Genomic DNA, 15,963 nt, shown 5'->3' with positions numbered 1-15,963 from the left:
ATGAAGACGCATGGCGATTGATGCGCTTCCGCCCCTGCGTGAGGTGATTGCGGCGCATGGTTTGAGTGCAAAGAAAGCGCTTGGCCAGAACTTTCTTCTGGACTTGAACCTGACCTCCAAGATCGCGCGGGCCGCGGGGGATCTGACGGGCGCGGATGTCCTCGAGATCGGACCCGGGCCGGGTGGGCTCACGCGGGGGCTTTTGGCCTCGGGCGCGCGCAAGGTGCTGGCGGTGGAAAAGGATGCACGGTGCCTGCCGGCGCTGGCGGAGATCGCAGAGGCGTATCCCGGGCGGCTCGAGGTGATCGAGGGCGACGCGCTGGAGGTCGATGTGCTGGCGCAATTGCGGGCGCCGGTGAAGGTCGTGGCCAACCTGCCGTATAATGTCGGAACGGAGCTTTTGGTGCGCTGGCTGACGCCGGAGGCGTGGCCACCCTACTGGGCCTCGCTGACGCTGATGTTTCAGCGCGAGGTGGCCGAGCGGATCGTGGCGCAGCCGGGGACCAAGGCCTATGGCCGGCTCGCGCTCTTGGCGCAGTGGCGGTGCGAGGCGCGGATTGCGGTGACGCTGCCGCCCGAAGCCTTTACCCCGCCGCCGAAGGTGGCGAGCGCGGTGGTGCATCTCGAGGCGCTGCCGGCGCCGCGGTTTCCGGCGGATGCAGCGATGCTGGAGCGGGTCGTGGCGCGCGCGTTCAACCAGCGGCGTAAGATGCTGCGGGCGGCGCTCAAGGGGCTGCACCCGGAGATCGAGGATGTGCTGGAGAGTGTGGGCATTCCACCGACGGAGCGGGCCGAACAGGTGTCGCTGGAGGCGTTCTGTGCGTTGGCGCGCGCGCTGAAAGGCTAGAGCAGATCACGCATCCTGAGGATCGAGGGCTCGGTTGTCTTTTCCTCGAGGCGGCCCAGCGGCACCCAAGCGAGCGCGTGGCTTTCGTCTGAAACGTGTGTGTCCCATGTCGCCGCGCCGAAGAGCCAGCGTACGTCGTAGTGTAGATGGGCCGGCTCCCTGGCCGTGGCCGGGATCTGGTGGATGTCGATGTCGAAGACGGTGTGCTGCAAGAGGGTGAGCGAGGATTGGCCGCCTTCCTCCTGCGCCTCGCGGAGCGCGGTCTCGGCGGTGCTGGTGTGGCCGTCACAATGCCCGCCGAGCTGCAGCCAGAGGCCGAGCTTGCGGTGGTGTGTCAGGAGCACTGCACTGCGGTCGGGAGAAAGCAGAAACGCGGAGGCCGTGACGTGACCGCCGATCGTCGCATCGCGGGTAAACGCGCGCGGCTCGGATGCAACGAACCGGGTGATCCGGTCCCAGACCTCGGCGTCCCGATCCGTGCGCGGTGTGAAGTGGCCAAGCCCTTGTGACAGCCCCTGAGGGAGCGGCGTCATTCGGCGGCGTTTTGCGTTTCTTCACCGCCTGCGGGCACATCGGCGGGAGGCGTATCCCCCCCATCATTGGCGGCCTTCTTGGGTTTGCGGCTGCGCGGCGCGCGGCGCTTGGGCTTGTCGGGAGCATTTTCGGGCGTGTCGACGACGTTGCTGTCCTCGCCCTCGCTCGAGGTGTCGATCACGTCCGGTTGCGGCGCCTCCGACGGGTCCTGCGGGGCTGCGTCCTGAGCCGGCTCGGCCGGCTGGTTCGCCTCGCGCTCCTGCCGTTCGGCGCGCTCGCGGTCGCGCTGCGCCTGGCGTTCGCGGTTCTGGCGCTCCTGCTCCTCGCGGCGGGCCTCCTGCTCGCGCTGCGCTTCGCTCAGCATCCGCAGGTAGTGCTCGGCGTGCTGCTGGAAGTTCTCGGTGGCGACCCGGTCGCCGGCAAGCTGCGCATCGCGGGCGAGCTGGTTGTACTTGTCGATGATCTGCTGCGGCGTGCCGCGCACCTTGCCCTCGGGGCCGGAGCTGTCGAAGACACGGTTCACGACATTGCCGACCGACCGATTGTTGTTTCGGTTGTTCTTGTTCCGCGAACGGGACTTGGATGATCTCATGCGAAAAGGCAGCCTTGTTGCGTTCAACTGTCCCAAGCGTCGTGCGGTGCAGCGGCCGGGGCGTCGGGAGGCATCAGGGCGGGTCGCGGAGCAGCGTCCCATGTCGACCTGATAGAGGCGTGAAAGCACGCCAGCCGCCGTGGGGCAAGGGCAAAACCGCCCGATTGCGCGTTTTTCGCGTATTTTGAACGGTCAGGCGGGGGTTTGCACGGCGCGCACCACGCGGTCGCGCCCGTCGAGGTCGGTGAGCACGTTCGTGGCAAAGCCCTGGGCGGCAAAGAGCGCGGCGACAGCACGCGCCTGTGTCGGCCCGATCTCGACAAGGATTGTCCCGCCCGGCGCCAGGTGCCGCGTGCCTGCAAGCGCGATCGCGTGATAGGCGGTCAGCCCGTCCCGCCCGTCCGTCAGCGCCATACGCGGCTCGTAGGCGAGCTCGGGGGCGAGATGCTCCATCTCGGTCGCGGCGATGTAGGGCGGGTTCGAGACGATCAGATCGTAGGGTCCCGCGATCCCGTGATCCCAGTGGGTGGCGATGATCTCGGCGCGCTGTGCGACCCTGTGCGTGACCGCGTTGGCGCTCGCGACAAGGCAAGCCGCCTCGCTGAGGTCCGTGCCGGTGCCGACGGCGCCGGGACGTTCGGCGAGGAGCGTGACGAGGATCGCACCCGAGCCCGTGCCGAGATCGAGGACGGAGGCAAAGGGCTGCGCCAGTGCCGCCTCCACCAGTGTCTCGGTCTCGGGCCGGGGGTCGAGCACATCGGGTGTGACCTGGAAATCCCGTCCGTAGAACGCGCGGCTGCCGGTGAGGTGGCTGACCGGTCGCCGCGCCGCGCGCTCGGCGACGAGCGTGTCGAACCGCTGCGCCACGCTCTGCGGTAGATCGTCCGGTGCCATCAAAGTCACCCGCGTCGCATCAACTCCGGCGGCAAAGGCCAACAGCTTGCGCGCATCGCGAGACGCCTCCGGCACACCGGCCTCCGCCAGCTGCGCGGCCGCCTTTGCCAGCGCCTGTCCTGCGGTCATGCCTCCATCGCCGCAAGCTGGCGCGCTTGTGCATCCGCCGTCAGCGCGTCGATCACCTCGTCGAGGTCACCCTGCATCACCTGATCGAGCTTGTAGAGCGTCAGGTTGATCCGGTGGTCCGTCATGCGGCCTTGCGGGAAGTTGTAGGTCCGAATGCGCTCGGACCGGTCGCCCGAGCCGACCTGTGCCGCGCGGTCCTCGGACCGTTCGGCGTCGATGCGCGAACGCTCCAGATCATAGAGCCGCGTGCGCAGGACCTGCATCGCGATCTCGCGGTTGCGGTGCTGGCTCTTCTCGCTCGAGGTCACGACGATCCCCGACGGCATATGGGTGATCCGAACAGCCGAATCGGTCGTATTCACGTGCTGCCCGCCCGCCCCGGACGAGCGCATGGTGTCGATGCGGATGTCTTCGTTGCGGATCTCGATGTCCACGTCCTCAGCCTCCGGCAGCACCGCCACCGTCGCCGCCGAGGTATGAATGCGCCCGCCACTCTCCGTGGTCGGCACACGCTGCACCCTGTGCACGCCGCTCTCGAACTTGAGCCGGGCAAAGACGTCCTGCCCGGTAACATGCGCGGTGACCTCCTTGATCCCGCCCAGCTCCGTCATCTGCTCCTCGAGCACGTCGAACTTCCACCCCCGCGCCTCGGCAAACCGCTGGTACATGCGCAACAGATCACCCGCAAAAAGCGCTGCCTCCTCGCCGCCCGTGCCGGGCCTGATCTCGATCATCGCAGGCCGCGCATCCGCGCTGTCCTTGGGAAGGAGCGCCAGCTGCAGCGCATGCTCCGCCTCCGGTAGCGCCACCTTGAGCGCGGGAAGCTCCTCGCGCGCAAGCTCCGCCATGTCCGGGTCGCCCAGCATCTCCTCGGCTTCAGCCAGATCCTTCCTAAGCCGCTGATAGGCGGCGATCTGCGCCACCACCGGCTTGAGATCGGCATACTCCTTGGCAAGGACCGCAATGTCCTGCCCATCCAAACCACCCGACATCGCCGCCTCGAGAAACTCGAAACGCTCGGTGATCTGGCGGAGGGTGTCTGCGGGGATCATGCGCCCAGCACATGGGCGACAACCTGTCCTTGGTCAAGCCCGGTGGCCCGTGCTACTCTCGCAACATGAGACATATCCTGACCTGCACCGCCTTCACCCTGATCGCCGGCACAGCCTTGTCGGACGTCACCTCGCCTTCGGGCAAAACCGTCGAATGCTACTGCACCGACCGCACCGGCGCGCGCGTCGAGCTTGGCCAGATGACCTGTCTGCAAGTGGATGGGCGCATGTTCATGGCGCAATGCCAGATGTCGCTGAACTCGCCCATGTGGCGCGAGATCTCGACCGGCTGCCTGTCGTCCTCAGCCGGCGCGCAGCTCAGCCAGCCAGCCGTCGATGCGGGCGGCGTTGACTCCTAGGTCCGCCTGCCCGAACCGCAAACGGCCAAAGACGCGCAGCCGCCCCTGCGCGTAATCCACCGTGGTGTAGTCGGGAAACCCCCACACACGCGAGCGGGTCACATAGGTGACCTGCCCTTCGGCTACCGACCCCGCCAGCACCTCTGTCCGCGGCGTGGCGCGAATGATCCCGTCCAGCCGCTCGAAATCCTCACGCGGCGCCGTCAGCACCCGCACCACCCCCCCAGCCATATCCGTGTCATCCACTTGCGTGGGCGTGGCATGCCACTGATCGGGGTTGCTCGGCGCCAGCCGCACATAAAGCGCAAAGGCCAACACCGCGAGGATCAAAATACTCAGCAATCTCATGCCATGTGACATAACCCGCCCATGCCCAAAGAAAACCGCAGAACCCCCTCCAGCTTCATCTTCCCAGAAAAACTCCCCCCGGAGGGCCGGCCAGCCACAATCTCCCACCCCGTAAGGTGGGCACTGCCGTCACCACATCTCCTGTAAGGTGGGCGCAGCCCACCGTTACCCCACAGGCTGCGCCGTCTCCACGACCCGGGCAAAGAACGACGCCCCCAAAGGCGCCACCGCATCGTTGAAGTCATACCCGGTGTTGTGCAGCCCGGCTCCCGGGCCCTGCCCCAGGAACAGATAGGCCCCCGGCCGCGCCTCGAGCATGTAGGCAAAATCCTCCGCCCCCATCTCCCGATTGGCATCATCAGTCACACGGTCCGCACCCACCAGGTCCCGCGCCACCTCCGCGGCAAAAGCCGCTTTGCCCGGATCATTGACCGTCGCCGGATACCCGTCCTCGATCCTGAGCTTCGCCGTCACGCCATAAGACGCGCCTTGCCCCGCACAGATCGCCTCGAGCCGGTCCCGCACCATCTGCCGCACCTCTGCATCAAACGTGCGGATCGTCCCATTCATATACGCCGTGCCCGGAATGACATTGTCCGTCGAGCCCGTGTGAATCTGCGTCACCGAGACCACCAGATCCCCGAGCCCATGCCGATTGCGCGAGACAATCGTCTGGATCGCCGTCGCGATCCCGCAGGCCGCCACCACCGGATCACATGTCTCATTCGGATAAGCCCCGTGGCCACCAACCCCCTCGATGTCGATGTGGAACGTGTCGACCGCCGCCATGATCGGCCCCGGCGTGGTAAAGAAACTCCCCTCCTCCACATTCGGTACATTGTGCAGCGCGTAGACCTCGCCGATGTCGAAGCGCTCCATGATGCCCTCCTCGACCATCACGCCCGCGCCGCCACCGCCCTCTTCGGCGGGCTGAAAGATCAACGCCACCCGGCCCGCGAAATTGCGCGTCTCCGCCAGATACTTTGCCGCCCCCAAAAGCATCGTCGTATGCCCGTCATGCCCGCAGGCGTGCATCGCGCCCGCGCGGGTGGAGGCATGGGGCAGCCCTGTCGTCTCCGTCATCGGCAGCGCATCCATGTCGGCGCGCAGACCAATCGTCGGCCCGTCGCCGCGCCCCTCGATGATCGCCACGATCCCGGTCTCGGCAATGCCCTCGTGGATCTCCGTGATCCCGAACTCCACAAGCCGCTCCTTCACAAAAGCCGCGGTGTCGTGCAACGCAAATTGCAGCTCGGGAATGGTGTGCAGGTGCCGGCGCCAGGTCTTCATCTCTTCGGCGAACCCAGCGATGCGGTTGATGACGGGCATGGACAGCGACCTCTCTGCGACTACCCTGCCAGCCAAACCCGACTCGCAAGGCCAACGCAATGCACGACGCTGACATCGACGCCGATATCCGTGACAAAAACGGCGGCCTGCCCCGCCTTCTGGAGATCATGCGCCGCCTGCGTGACCCTGAGACAGGCTGCCCCTGGGATGTCGAGCAGACCTTCGCGACCATCGCCCCCTACACGATCGAGGAGGCGTACGAAGTCGCCGACGCCATCGACCGAGGCGACATGCAGGACCTCGAGGCAGAGCTGGGCGACCTCCTCCTCCAAACCGTCTACCAGACCCAGATCGGCGCGGAGGCAGGGCTCTTCGACTTCCACTCCGTCGCGTCCAGGATCGGGACCAAGATGGTCGACCGCCACCCGCATGTCTTCGGCACCGAGAGCAACGCCAAGAGTGCCGAGCAGCAGACCCGCGACTGGGAGGCGCAAAAGGCCGCCGAGCGCGCACGCCGCGGCGAGACCCGCGTGCTCGACGGCGTGGCCATGGGCCTTCCCGGCATGACCCGCGCGGTGAAGCTGCAAAAGCGCATGGCGCGCGTGGGGTTCGACTGGAGCGACGTGAATGACGTGATGGCCAAGGTCGTCGAGGAAGCGGGCGAGCTGGCCGAGGTCAAAGGCTCTGCCGACCCGAACAGGATCGAGGACGAGTTCGGCGACCTGATGTTCGTGATGGCCAACCTCGCCCGCCACCTCGGCGTCGACCCAGAGACCGCCATCCGCCGCACCAACGCCAAGGTCACCCGCCGCTTCAACGCCATCGAAGACCGCCTCGCCGCCACCGGCGCCCGCCCCGAGGACAAGAGCCTCGAAGAGCTCGACGCCCTCTGGGATGCCGTGAAAGCGGAAGAGCGCGATTAGCCGAAAAGCCCACGTACGGAGCCGAACGATGGTGCTCGCCTAAGCTACGCGACCCTCGCAGGTGCCGTGAAAGCGGATGAGCACGGTTAGACCAAAAGCGAGCGCGGAATAGCACCAAAGGTGCCCGGCGCATCGACGGGCCCTCCCCAGGCCCGGCGATACGTCTGACGTCAACGCAACGCTCAAACCTCATGCGGACTTGGCCATTATAAAGCGCACCAGAACGCCCGTTAGGATCGCCGGTCCAGGGCCCGCCGATGCGCTCGCGTAGCGCCCAACGTGACCCGGCGCAGCTCCGCGCATCGGTCCACACCATCGCTTGCACCCACCCGCACGCTGCCCCATCTTGCCGCCAAAGGAGATCGCCATGGCGCCGCGCAAGATCATCATCGACACCGACCCGGGCCAGGACGACGCCGTCGCCATGCTTCTCGCGCTCGCCTCACCGGACGAAATCGATGTCGTCGCGATCACGGTCGTCGCGGGCAACGTGCCCCTCGCGCTCACCGCCAAAAACGCGCTCAAGGTGTGCGAGCTGGCGGGCATGACCTCCGTCCCGGTCCACGCCGGGTGCGACAAGCCCATGGGCCGGCCCCTCGTCACCGCCGAGCACGTGCACGGCGAGACCGGCCTCAACGGCCCCGACCTGCCCGAGCCGACGATGCAGCTCGACCCCAAACACGGCGTCGACGCGATTATCGATATCCTGCGCGCCGAAGCACCGGGCACCGTCACGCTCTGCCCCCTGGGACCACTCACGAACATCGCCGAAGCCTTCACCCGCGCGCCCGACATCGTGGCCCGCGTGCAGGAGATCGTCCTCATGGGCGGCGCCTATTTCGAGGTTGGCAACATCACCCCAACGGCGGAGTTCAACATTTATGTGGACCCGCAAGCCGCTGACATCGTGTTCAAATCCGGCGTGCCGCTTGTGGTCATGCCCCTCGACGTCACGCACAAGGCGCTGGTCACCAAGCCTCGCAACGACGCTTTCCGAGCCTTGGGCAACCGCGCAGGCGTGGCGGTGGCGGAGATGACGGACTTCTTCGAGCGCTTCGATAAGGAGAAATACGGCTCCCAAGGCGCGCCCCTGCACGACCCTTGCGTGACCGCGTATCTCATCAAGCCAGACCTCTTCTCGGGCCGGCACATCAACGTCGAGATCGAGACGACTTCGGAGCTGACCATGGGCATGACCGTCGCCGACTGGTGGCGCGTCACGGACCGCACCCCGAACGCGCTCTTCATGGGGGACATCGACGCCGACGGCTTTTTCGCCCTCCTCACCGAACGGCTGGCACGCCTATGAGTGCGCAGCTGCATCTGGCCCGCGAAGGGCATCTGGACGCACTCTTGCCGCTGGTGGAGGCGATGCACGCCGAGGCGGGGATCGAGAGTACTGTGGAGAGCCGGGCGGCTGGGATTGCGCCGCTGCTGGCACCCGATGACGGGCCGGTGCTGGGGGCGGCGTATCTGATTGGACCGGCAAGGGCGCCGATGGGGTATCTGGTGGTGACCTTCGGGTGGTCGGTGGAGTTCGGCGGGATGGATTGCTTTCTCGACGAGATTTACCTGCGCAAGCCCGTGCGCGGCCGCGGGATCGCGACGGAGGCGATTGCGGATCTGTCCAAGACGCTGACAGCGGCGGGCGTGCGGGCGATGCACCTCGAGGTCGACCGGGAGGACGCGGGGGCGCAAAAGCTCTACGCTCGGGCCAAGTTCCAGATGCGCGAGCGCTACGCGCTGATGACCCGGATGCTCTGAGCCATGGCGGTCTGGGACAACAGCTATGCCGCGTTGCCGGAGGCGTTTTACGCACGGCAGAAAGCGGCGGAGGTGCCGGAGCCAAAGCTCTTTCAGTGGAATGAGGCTTTGGGTGCGCAGCTGGGGCTGAACGACATTCAAGACAAGGCGGAGGTCTTTGGCGGAAACGTCGTGCCAGAGGGCGCGGCGCCGCTGGCGCAGCTTTATGCGGGGCATCAGTTCGGGCACTTCAACCCGCAACTTGGCGACGGACGTGCCTTGCTCTTGGGTGAAGTCTTGGCGGACGGGGCGCGCTACGACGTACAGCTTAAAGGCTCGGGCCAGACGCCCTATTCGCGGAACGGCGACGGACGCGCGGCGCTGGGTCCGGTGCTGCGGGAGTACCTCGTTTCGGAGGCGATGCACGCGATGGGTGTGCCGACGACACGGGCGCTGGCGATTGTCACAACGGGGGCTCGGGTGCAGCGGGAGGTGGGGCTGCCGGGGGCGGTGCTGACGCGTGTGGCGGCGAGCCATCTGCGGGTCGGGACCTTTCAGGTCTTTGCCGCGCGCCAGCAGTACGACCATTTGCAGACGCTCTATGAATACGCCGTGGACAGGCATGCGCCGGGGGCCGAAGACCCGCTCGCCTTCCTCACCCATGTGATCGACGCGCAGGCGCGGCTGGTGGCGCAGTGGATGTCGCTGGGCTTCATCCATGGCGTGATGAACACCGACAATTGTACGATTTCGGGGGAGACGATCGACTACGGGCCCTGCGCCTTTATGGACACCTATCACCCGAACAGGGTCTACAGCTCGATCGACCACACGGGCCGCTACGCCTACGCCAACCAGGTGCGCATCATCGTGTGGAATATGGCGCAGCTGGCGACGGCTTTGGTGCCTTTGATGTCGGAGGAAGACGCGGCCATCGAGGCGTTCACGGCTGCGATCCATGCGATGCCTGTGAAGATCGAGCGGGAGTGGCGGGCGCGGTTCGGGGCGAAGATTGGTCTGGCCTCACCCGTGGCGGAGGATCAGGCGTTGATCGAAGACTTTCTGACGCTGATGGCGGAGGGGCACGCGGACTTTACCAATACGTTCCGGGCCTTGGCGACTGACAAGGCACGGGATCAGTTCCTCGATCCTGCGGCCTTCGATGCGTGGGAGGCGCGGTGGTCCGAGCGGGTGGCCGGTGAAGCGGATCCGCACGCGGTCATGGCGCGGGCGAATCCGGCGGTGATCCCGCGCAATCATCTGGTCGAGGCGGCGATCAATGCCGCCTATGACGGGGATCGCGCGCCGTTTGATGCTTTGCACAAGGTGCTGTCGACGCCTTTCGAGACGCCGGATGATGCCAAGTACACCCGCCCGCCGGCGGACGCAGAAGTGGTGCGTGCCACCTTTTGCGGCACCTGACGCGTTGTCTCCGCTGCCTGCGCAAGGCTATAAGCGGCACGAGGGTGGAGAGCAGATGACCGACACGATTACAGCGCGCTGCGAGGCCAAGGGCCTGCGCATGACCGGCCAGCGCCGGACCATCGCGGGTGTGCTCGAGGAGTCCGACGATCACCCCGATGTCGAGGAACTGCACGCGCGGGCCGCGGCGCGGGATCCCGGCATTTCGATTGCGACGGTCTACCGGACGGTGAAGCTCTTTGAAGAGGCCGGGATCCTCGAGCGGCACGAGTTCGGTGACGGGCGCGCGCGCTACGAGGATGCAGAGCGCGACCACCACGACCACTTGATCGACATGTCTACGGGGGAGGTGATCGAATTCGTGGACGAGGAGATCGAGGCTCTGCAGGAAAAGATCGCTGCCAAGCTGGGGTATGACCTGCGCGGGCATCGGCTGGAGCTTTACGGGATCAAGCGGAAGTCTTGAGGCTTGGGTGGGGCTCAGAAAATGCGTACGCATTTTCTGTGTAGAGGTCTGACTATTGGGGGCTCTGCCCGCCGTCCATTGGGCTTGAACCAATGGCGCCAAATGAACGGCCCCCCGAGATACTTGTAGCCAGAAGAAGTAGGGACCTTGTGCGGGTGGCGGGCCGGGCGTAGGGGTCTTGAGCTGTTGCGTGGATGGCTTTGCATGACCGACAACCTCACAGGAATTCTCTGGATGATCGCCGCGATGGCGGGGTTCGCGCTGGGGGATGTGGGGATCAAGGCGCTGGCCAACCTCGGGATGCCGGTCGGGCAGATCATGCTGGGGCTCGGGGCTGGCGGCACGCTCGGGTTTGCGATGTGGACCCGGGCCAAGGGGTTGCCGCTTTGGACGCCTGAGCTGGCGCGGCCAGCGATGCTGATCCGGTATGTGGCGGAGCTGCTCGCGGCGCTGTGCATGGTGACCGCGTTGGCGCTCACGCCCCTGTCGCTGGTCACGGCGATCTTGCAGGCGGCGCCACTGGTGGTGACGCTTGGAGCCACGCTGATCTTTCAGGAGGCTGTGGGTTGGCGCCGGTGGAGTGCGATTGCGCTCGGGCTGATCGGCGTTCTGGTGATCTTGCGTCCGGGAACGGCGGCCTTCGAGCCGGAAACCTTGTTTGCCGTGGGCGCGATGCTGTCGCTGGCCGCAAGGGATCTCGCGACGCGGGCTGCGCCCAAGAGCATCGCCAATCTGCAGCTCGCGACGTTCGGGTTTTCGGCGCTGATCCTCGCAGGCGCGATCCTGCTGCCGCTTGGGGACGGAATGATCCGGGCGCTGCCGGTGCATTGGCTGTGGATGGTCTTTACCGTTGTCACGACGATTGGCGCCTATTTCGCCATCACCTCCGCGATGCGGGTGGGCGATGTCTCGGCGGTCTCCCCGTTCCGGTACACTCGGCTGCTTTTCGGGTTGGCGCTCGGTGTACTGCTCTTTGGTGAGCGCCCGGATGTCTGGACGCTGGTCGGGTCGGCCATCGTGGTTGGCTCGGGCGTCTACGCGTTTGTGCGCGAGGGGAAGGTGCGGGGGCGCCGTTAGCGCTATCGCATCTGGTTGTCCCGGCGCGTCAGGCGGCGTATGACGCAGCGAAAGCCAACAGCCGACCGGAGCCGCCGCCATGAGCACCATCCTCGACATCCACGCCCGCGAAATCCTCGACAGCCGGGGCAATCCCACGGTGGAGGTCGACGTGACCCTCGAAGACGGCTCGATGGGGCGGGCGGCGGTGCCGTCTGGCGCCTCCACCGGCGCGCACGAGGCGGTCGAAAAGCGGGACGGCGACAAGGCGCGCTACCTCGGCAAGGGTGTGCTGAGCGCCGTCGAAAGCGTGAACGGCGAGCTGGCCGAGGCGCTGGTGGGCTTTGATGCCTGCGAGCAGGTCGCCATCGACGGCGCGATGATCGAGCTAGACGGCACCCCCAACAAGGGGCGGCTTGGCGCGAACGCGATCCTGGGCGTGTCGCTCGCGGTGGCCAAGGCAGCAGCGGAGTTCACCACCCAGCCGCTTTACCGCTATGTCGGAGGCACCTCGGCGCATGTCCTGCCGGTGCCGATGATGAACATCATCAACGGCGGCGAGCACGCGGACAACCCGATCGACATCCAGGAATTCATGATCATGCCCGTTGCGGCGGAGACCATCCGCGAGGCTGTGCGCATGGGCGCGGAGGTGTTCCACACGCTCAAAAAGGAGCTCTCGGCAGCCGGCCTCAGCACCGGGATCGGCGACGAGGGGGGCTTCGCGCCGAACCTTTCGTCGACCCGCGATGCGCTGGATTTCATCCTCAAGTCGATTGAAAAGGCCGGCTACAAGCCCGGCGACGACATCCACCTGGCTCTCGACTGCGCGGCGACGGAATACTTTAAGGACGGCGCCTATGTGCTGTCTGGCGAAGGCAAAACGCTGACGTCTGAGGAGAACGCGGCCTATCTGGCGGCGCTCTGCGACGACTACCCGATCATCTCCATCGAAGACGGCATGGCCGAAGACGACTGGGACGGATGGAAGGCCTTGACTGACATGCTTAGCGGGAAGGTGCAGCTTGTTGGCGACGATCTTTTCGTGACCAATCCAGCACGCCTGTCGGACGGGATCGAGAAAGGCTGCGCCAACTCGATGCTCGTGAAGGTGAACCAGATCGGCACGCTCACCGAGACGCTGCAGGCGGTCGAGATGGCGCACCGCGCGCGCTACACAAACGTCATGTCGCACCGCTCGGGCGAGACGGAAGACGCGACGATTGCCGACCTCGCCGTCGCCACGAACTGCGGTCAGATCAAGACCGGGAGCCTTGCGCGCTCGGACCGGCTGGCCAAGTACAACCAGCTGATCCGTATCGAAGAGCAACTGGGCGAGACGGCGGTTTACGCCGGGCGGTCGATCCTGCGCTAAAGGCTTGAGCCGGGCGCTTTTCGAACGGCTGACGGGCGGCGCGGTGGTGCACATCACCGCCGCCGGCAACCAGGCTTTGATCGAGGAAGGCGGGCTTAAACCGGCACACGAGCTGGCGTGTGATGCTGGCGTTGATCCTACGTCGATCCTGTTAAGATCCGAGCGCATCACCCTCCCGACCGGCGCGATGCTCAATCATCAACGGCCCATCACGCAGGCGCTCAAAGCTGCACATCACGTGCTCGAGGGTCATACGCCTGAAAGCTGGGCGACGCAGCTCGATGCGCGTGTGTTCTTCTGGCCGCACGCAAAAGGTCTCAAATTCGCCGCCTCCATCGCGCGCGACACGCCCATTGCGGTGCTCACGGTCGACGCGGGACGACTCTACGACGCGGTGCAAGATCATCTCGACCTCGCCCCCGCCAACTCCGGCAACTTCAAGCAAGGCGGCGCACATCTGCGGCGGGGCGATTGGCTTTACGTACCCGCCAAGGAGGCAGCACGGTTTCCACGCAGCCGGATAACAAGAGGGCTCAAGACAACGCCCGACACGCTGCGCGAAGTCTCCTTGCGCGGCGCTCTCCCCGCCAGCACATTGGCCACACTCAACCCGAGATGGACATGACAGAGACGCCTCCGCTCACCCCCGGTTTCCACGCTGTCCCGCCTGGAATGGTGGCGACCGTGGTGACTTACTTGGAGATGCGAACCACGCCGGAAACCACGCCGCTTCCCCCGGATGCCGCGCTGGTCCCCGCCCCGACCGAGCCTGAAACCTATCGGTCGCTCTTTCGTGCTGTCGGCGAGGACTGGCTCTGGTTCTCGCGGCTGCAAATCCCAGACCAAGCTTTGCGCGACATCTTGGAGGACCCTGCCTACGAAGCCTACGCACTCGTCAAAGATGGCCGGCAAATTGGCCTTCTTGAACTCGACTTCCGCGAGGAAAGCGCCTGCGAGCTGGCCTTTTTCGGACTGGTGAAAGACGCCGTCGGCACGGGCCTCGGTCGCGCCTTGATGGGCGAGGCCATCCGGCGCGCCTTTGCCCGCCCCATCAGCAGGTTCCACGTACACACCTGCACGCTCGACAGCCCACAGGCGCTTGGGTTTTATCGAAAATCTGGGTTCACACCTATCAAACAAGAGATCGAGATCGCCCCCGATCCACGCCTGACTGGCGACCTGCTACGCAGTGCAGGCGCGCATGTTCCAATTTACGACTGACCCAGCAAGTTGAGCACGCCGGCCTCGGCCTGGGTCAAACCATCCGGCACATCGACAACAGCTTGCGCATCCGCCCCGGCAAGCGCGATGACATCCGGATGCACATAAGAGTTACGCGCAATGGTCGGGGTATTGTGCAGCCGCTCTGCCGCCGCCTCGGTCATCGCTTTGATGCTGGTTCCACCTTGCCGCGCGACATCGTAGGCCGCGACCGTGCCAGCCCATGTGCGAAAGGTCTTGGCCGTCGCATCGCTCCCGGTGTGCTCGGAGAGGTAGTCGTTCAAAGCGCCCGACTGCAAAGGCCGCACCTCCCCGCCAGACACATAGCTCAGCAATGTCGCCCCGCCGTGATCCTGGCACGCCTCCAAAGCGCGGGCCAAGGTCCGGTCACTCCGGCTCTGCCGCACGCGCTGCCCACCCTTGGCGGTGAAATCGAGCCGCACCCGCGTCCCTTCGAGCCGCAGATGCCGGTCCCGCAGGGTCAGCGCACCGTAGGACCCGTTGTCCTGCGCATAGGCTTCGGTCCCGGCGCGCAGAGCCATCCTGTCGATCAACGCCGCTGCCGCCGCAAGAGCAAAATGCAGCTCACCCGCCTCGCCTTTCAGATCCCGGAGGATGCGCCGCCTGAGACGTGGCAACCCCGCTCCAAAGGCCGGAAGCTCCGCAAACTTGTCCCGCGCCCGCGCCTCCACCCAGTCGGGGTGATACCGGTACTGCTTGCGCCGCCGCGCATCGCGGCCTGTCGCCTGCAAATGCCCGGCGGGCTCCGGGCTCATCCACACGTCCTCATAGGCCGGCGGGACGGCCAACGCCTCCAGCCGCGCCCGCTCCGCGCCCCGCGCAATGGTCGTCCCGTCGGGCGCGATGTAGGAAAATCCCCGCCCCCGCCGCAGACGCTGAATGCCCGGTTGGTCGTCGGGATAGTAGATGAGCCCGCCCACGCTCACGCCTTGCGCACCTCAGAGGCGAGCTTGAGCACGCCGTCGCCGTCCTCCTGCTCGATGTAGAGCGCGGGATCATCATCCGACCCGTCTCGGGTCACCTCGCTGCCCTGCAGCTTGCGCGTAATCTTCCGGGTATAGGTCTTTTCGACCTTGCCCGAGGCCGTGCCATCGCCCCAATCCCATTCCACGCGGTCGCCTTCTGAATAGCTCATACCATGTCTCCTGATTGTAGGGTGTTGCCTTGCCAACCCCGGCGCGCAAAACATCGTTCCGAACCTTACGAGGCGTGCCGCACATGACCGCAGACGAGATCATCGCCAAACTCGGGCTCAGCCCCCACCCCGAAGGCGGCTGGTACCGCCAGACGTGGGAGGGCACCGAAACACCCCGCGCCTCCGGCACAGCCATCTACTTCCTGCTGAAAGAGGGCGAGGCCAGCCACTGGCACAAAGTCGACGCCGTCGAAATCTGGCACCACTACGCCGGCGCCCCGCTGATCCTGTCGCTCTCCGCAACGGACGACAGCCCCTATACCGAACACCTGCTGACCCCAGACCTTTCCCAAGGCCGCCCGCAAGTGATCGTGCCCACGGGTCACTGGCAAGCCGCGCGCACCACCGGCGCATGGAGCCTCGTCGGCTGCACCGTCTCCCCCGGCTTCCAATTCTCCGGCTTCACCCTCGCAGACCCCGACTTCACAATCCCGGGCCCCCAAAACTGAGAAATGTAATTCTTCTGGCCAGAAATATCCTCGGGAGGGTGAATGCC

Annotated in this window: 20 protein-coding genes; 12 read left to right on the top strand and 8 right to left on the bottom strand. The window is 65.8% G+C overall.

Annotated elements, in window-relative coordinates; translation table 11 throughout:
• Positions 1–10: 10 nt before the first annotated feature.
• Positions 11–847 carry a 16S rRNA (adenine(1518)-N(6)/adenine(1519)-N(6))-dimethyltransferase RsmA gene (gene rsmA / locus ACU0B3_RS17660; RefSeq protein ID WP_446262200.1) on the top strand — a complete coding sequence of 279 codons (837 nt, stop codon included), beginning with the start codon at positions 11–13 and terminating at the stop codon, positions 845–847.
• Here rsmA and ACU0B3_RS17655 read toward each other — a convergent pair.
• The 4 genes from ACU0B3_RS17655 to prfA form a co-directional block, all read right to left on the bottom strand.
• Complete coding sequence (locus ACU0B3_RS17655; RefSeq protein ID WP_446262199.1) at positions 844–1,380, bottom strand: NUDIX hydrolase; 537 nt, start codon at positions 1,378–1,380, stop codon at positions 844–846. The two genes, rsmA and ACU0B3_RS17655, sit on opposite strands and share 4 nt — an antisense overlap.
• Positions 1,377–1,973 (bottom strand): DUF4167 domain-containing protein, encoded by a 597-nt coding sequence (locus ACU0B3_RS17650; RefSeq protein WP_446262198.1) that lies wholly within the window; start codon positions 1,971–1,973, stop codon positions 1,377–1,379. The genes ACU0B3_RS17655 and ACU0B3_RS17650 overlap by 4 nt, the downstream gene beginning before the upstream one ends.
• A gap of 192 nt (positions 1,974–2,165) precedes the next feature.
• On the bottom strand, positions 2,166–2,996 hold the full coding sequence (prmC, locus tag ACU0B3_RS17645) for a peptide chain release factor N(5)-glutamine methyltransferase (RefSeq protein WP_446262197.1): 831 nt from the start codon (positions 2,994–2,996) through the stop codon (positions 2,166–2,168).
• On the bottom strand, positions 2,993–4,048 hold the full coding sequence (prfA, locus tag ACU0B3_RS17640) for a peptide chain release factor 1 (RefSeq protein WP_446262196.1): 1,056 nt from the start codon (positions 4,046–4,048) through the stop codon (positions 2,993–2,995). The genes prmC and prfA overlap by 4 nt, the downstream gene beginning before the upstream one ends.
• A 65-nt stretch (positions 4,049–4,113) precedes the next feature.
• Between prfA and ACU0B3_RS17635 the strand changes: the two genes are divergently transcribed.
• On the top strand, positions 4,114–4,407 hold the full coding sequence (locus ACU0B3_RS17635; RefSeq protein WP_446262195.1) for a hypothetical protein: 294 nt from the start codon (positions 4,114–4,116) through the stop codon (positions 4,405–4,407).
• On the opposite strand, the gene ACU0B3_RS17630 is transcribed toward ACU0B3_RS17635, so the two are convergent.
• Together ACU0B3_RS17630 and ACU0B3_RS17625 are read right to left on the bottom strand one after the other, a co-directional pair.
• Positions 4,351–4,755, bottom strand: coding sequence for a DUF1499 domain-containing protein (locus ACU0B3_RS17630; RefSeq protein WP_446262194.1), 405 nt, complete (start codon positions 4,753–4,755; stop codon positions 4,351–4,353). The genes ACU0B3_RS17635 and ACU0B3_RS17630 overlap by 57 nt on opposite strands.
• Before the next feature lie 165 nt (positions 4,756–4,920).
• Positions 4,921–6,084, bottom strand: a complete 1,164-nt coding sequence (locus ACU0B3_RS17625) for a M20 aminoacylase family protein (protein ID WP_446262193.1) — start codon at positions 6,082–6,084, stop codon at positions 4,921–4,923.
• A gap of 59 nt (positions 6,085–6,143) precedes the next feature.
• Between ACU0B3_RS17625 and mazG the strand changes: the two genes are divergently transcribed.
• From mazG to ACU0B3_RS17580, 9 genes are all read left to right on the top strand, one after another.
• Entirely contained in the window at positions 6,144–6,968 is an 825-nt protein-coding gene (gene mazG / locus ACU0B3_RS17620) for a nucleoside triphosphate pyrophosphohydrolase (protein ID WP_446262192.1), read from the top strand.
• A 367-nt stretch (positions 6,969–7,335) separates the two neighbouring features.
• On the top strand, positions 7,336–8,277 hold the full coding sequence (locus tag ACU0B3_RS17615; protein WP_446262191.1) for a nucleoside hydrolase: 942 nt from the start codon (positions 7,336–7,338) through the stop codon (positions 8,275–8,277).
• Positions 8,274–8,732: an N-acetyltransferase family protein gene (locus tag ACU0B3_RS17610; protein ID WP_446262190.1), complete on the top strand. Its 459-nt coding sequence runs from the start codon at positions 8,274–8,276 to the stop codon at positions 8,730–8,732. Before ACU0B3_RS17615 ends, ACU0B3_RS17610 begins: the two co-directional genes overlap by 4 nt.
• 3 nt (positions 8,733–8,735) lie before the next feature.
• Positions 8,736–10,133 (top strand): protein adenylyltransferase SelO, encoded by a 1,398-nt coding sequence (locus ACU0B3_RS17605; RefSeq protein ID WP_446262189.1) that lies wholly within the window; start codon positions 8,736–8,738, stop codon positions 10,131–10,133.
• Positions 10,134–10,188: 55 nt separating this feature from the next.
• Positions 10,189–10,599: a Fur family transcriptional regulator gene (locus ACU0B3_RS17600; RefSeq protein WP_446262188.1), complete on the top strand. Its 411-nt coding sequence runs from the start codon at positions 10,189–10,191 to the stop codon at positions 10,597–10,599.
• 204 nt (positions 10,600–10,803) lie between these two features.
• Complete coding sequence (locus ACU0B3_RS17595; protein WP_446262187.1) at positions 10,804–11,676, top strand: DMT family transporter; 873 nt, start codon at positions 10,804–10,806, stop codon at positions 11,674–11,676.
• A gap of 79 nt (positions 11,677–11,755) precedes the next feature.
• Positions 11,756–13,030: a phosphopyruvate hydratase gene (gene eno, locus ACU0B3_RS17590; RefSeq protein WP_446262186.1), complete on the top strand. Its 1,275-nt coding sequence runs from the start codon at positions 11,756–11,758 to the stop codon at positions 13,028–13,030.
• A 4-nt stretch (positions 13,031–13,034) separates the two neighbouring features.
• Positions 13,035–13,655: a DUF7002 family protein gene (locus ACU0B3_RS17585; RefSeq protein WP_446262185.1), complete on the top strand. Its 621-nt coding sequence runs from the start codon at positions 13,035–13,037 to the stop codon at positions 13,653–13,655.
• Entirely contained in the window at positions 13,646–14,251 is a 606-nt protein-coding gene (locus tag ACU0B3_RS17580) for a GNAT family N-acetyltransferase (protein ID WP_446262184.1), read from the top strand. Before ACU0B3_RS17585 ends, ACU0B3_RS17580 begins: the two co-directional genes overlap by 10 nt.
• Here the strand turns inward: ACU0B3_RS17580 and ACU0B3_RS17575 are convergent.
• Positions 14,242–15,192 (bottom strand): DNA topoisomerase IB, encoded by a 951-nt coding sequence (locus ACU0B3_RS17575; protein ID WP_446262183.1) that lies wholly within the window; start codon positions 15,190–15,192, stop codon positions 14,242–14,244. The genes ACU0B3_RS17580 and ACU0B3_RS17575 overlap by 10 nt on opposite strands.
• Before the next feature lie 2 nt (positions 15,193–15,194).
• The gene (locus ACU0B3_RS17570; protein ID WP_446262182.1) at positions 15,195–15,407 is read right to left on the bottom strand and encodes a DUF2945 domain-containing protein; all 213 of its coding nucleotides are present in this window, start codon (positions 15,405–15,407) and stop codon (positions 15,195–15,197) included.
• 83 nt (positions 15,408–15,490) lie between these two features.
• Between ACU0B3_RS17570 and ACU0B3_RS17565 the strand changes: the two genes are divergently transcribed.
• Positions 15,491–15,916: a cupin domain-containing protein gene (locus ACU0B3_RS17565; RefSeq protein ID WP_446262181.1), complete on the top strand. Its 426-nt coding sequence runs from the start codon at positions 15,491–15,493 to the stop codon at positions 15,914–15,916.
• Positions 15,917–15,963 lie beyond the last annotated feature (47 nt).

This window comes from Pseudaestuariivita sp. (assembly GCF_052825805.1).
The sequence above is the reverse complement of the archived record's forward strand: the minus strand, read 5'-3'. Positions and strand labels throughout refer to the sequence as shown.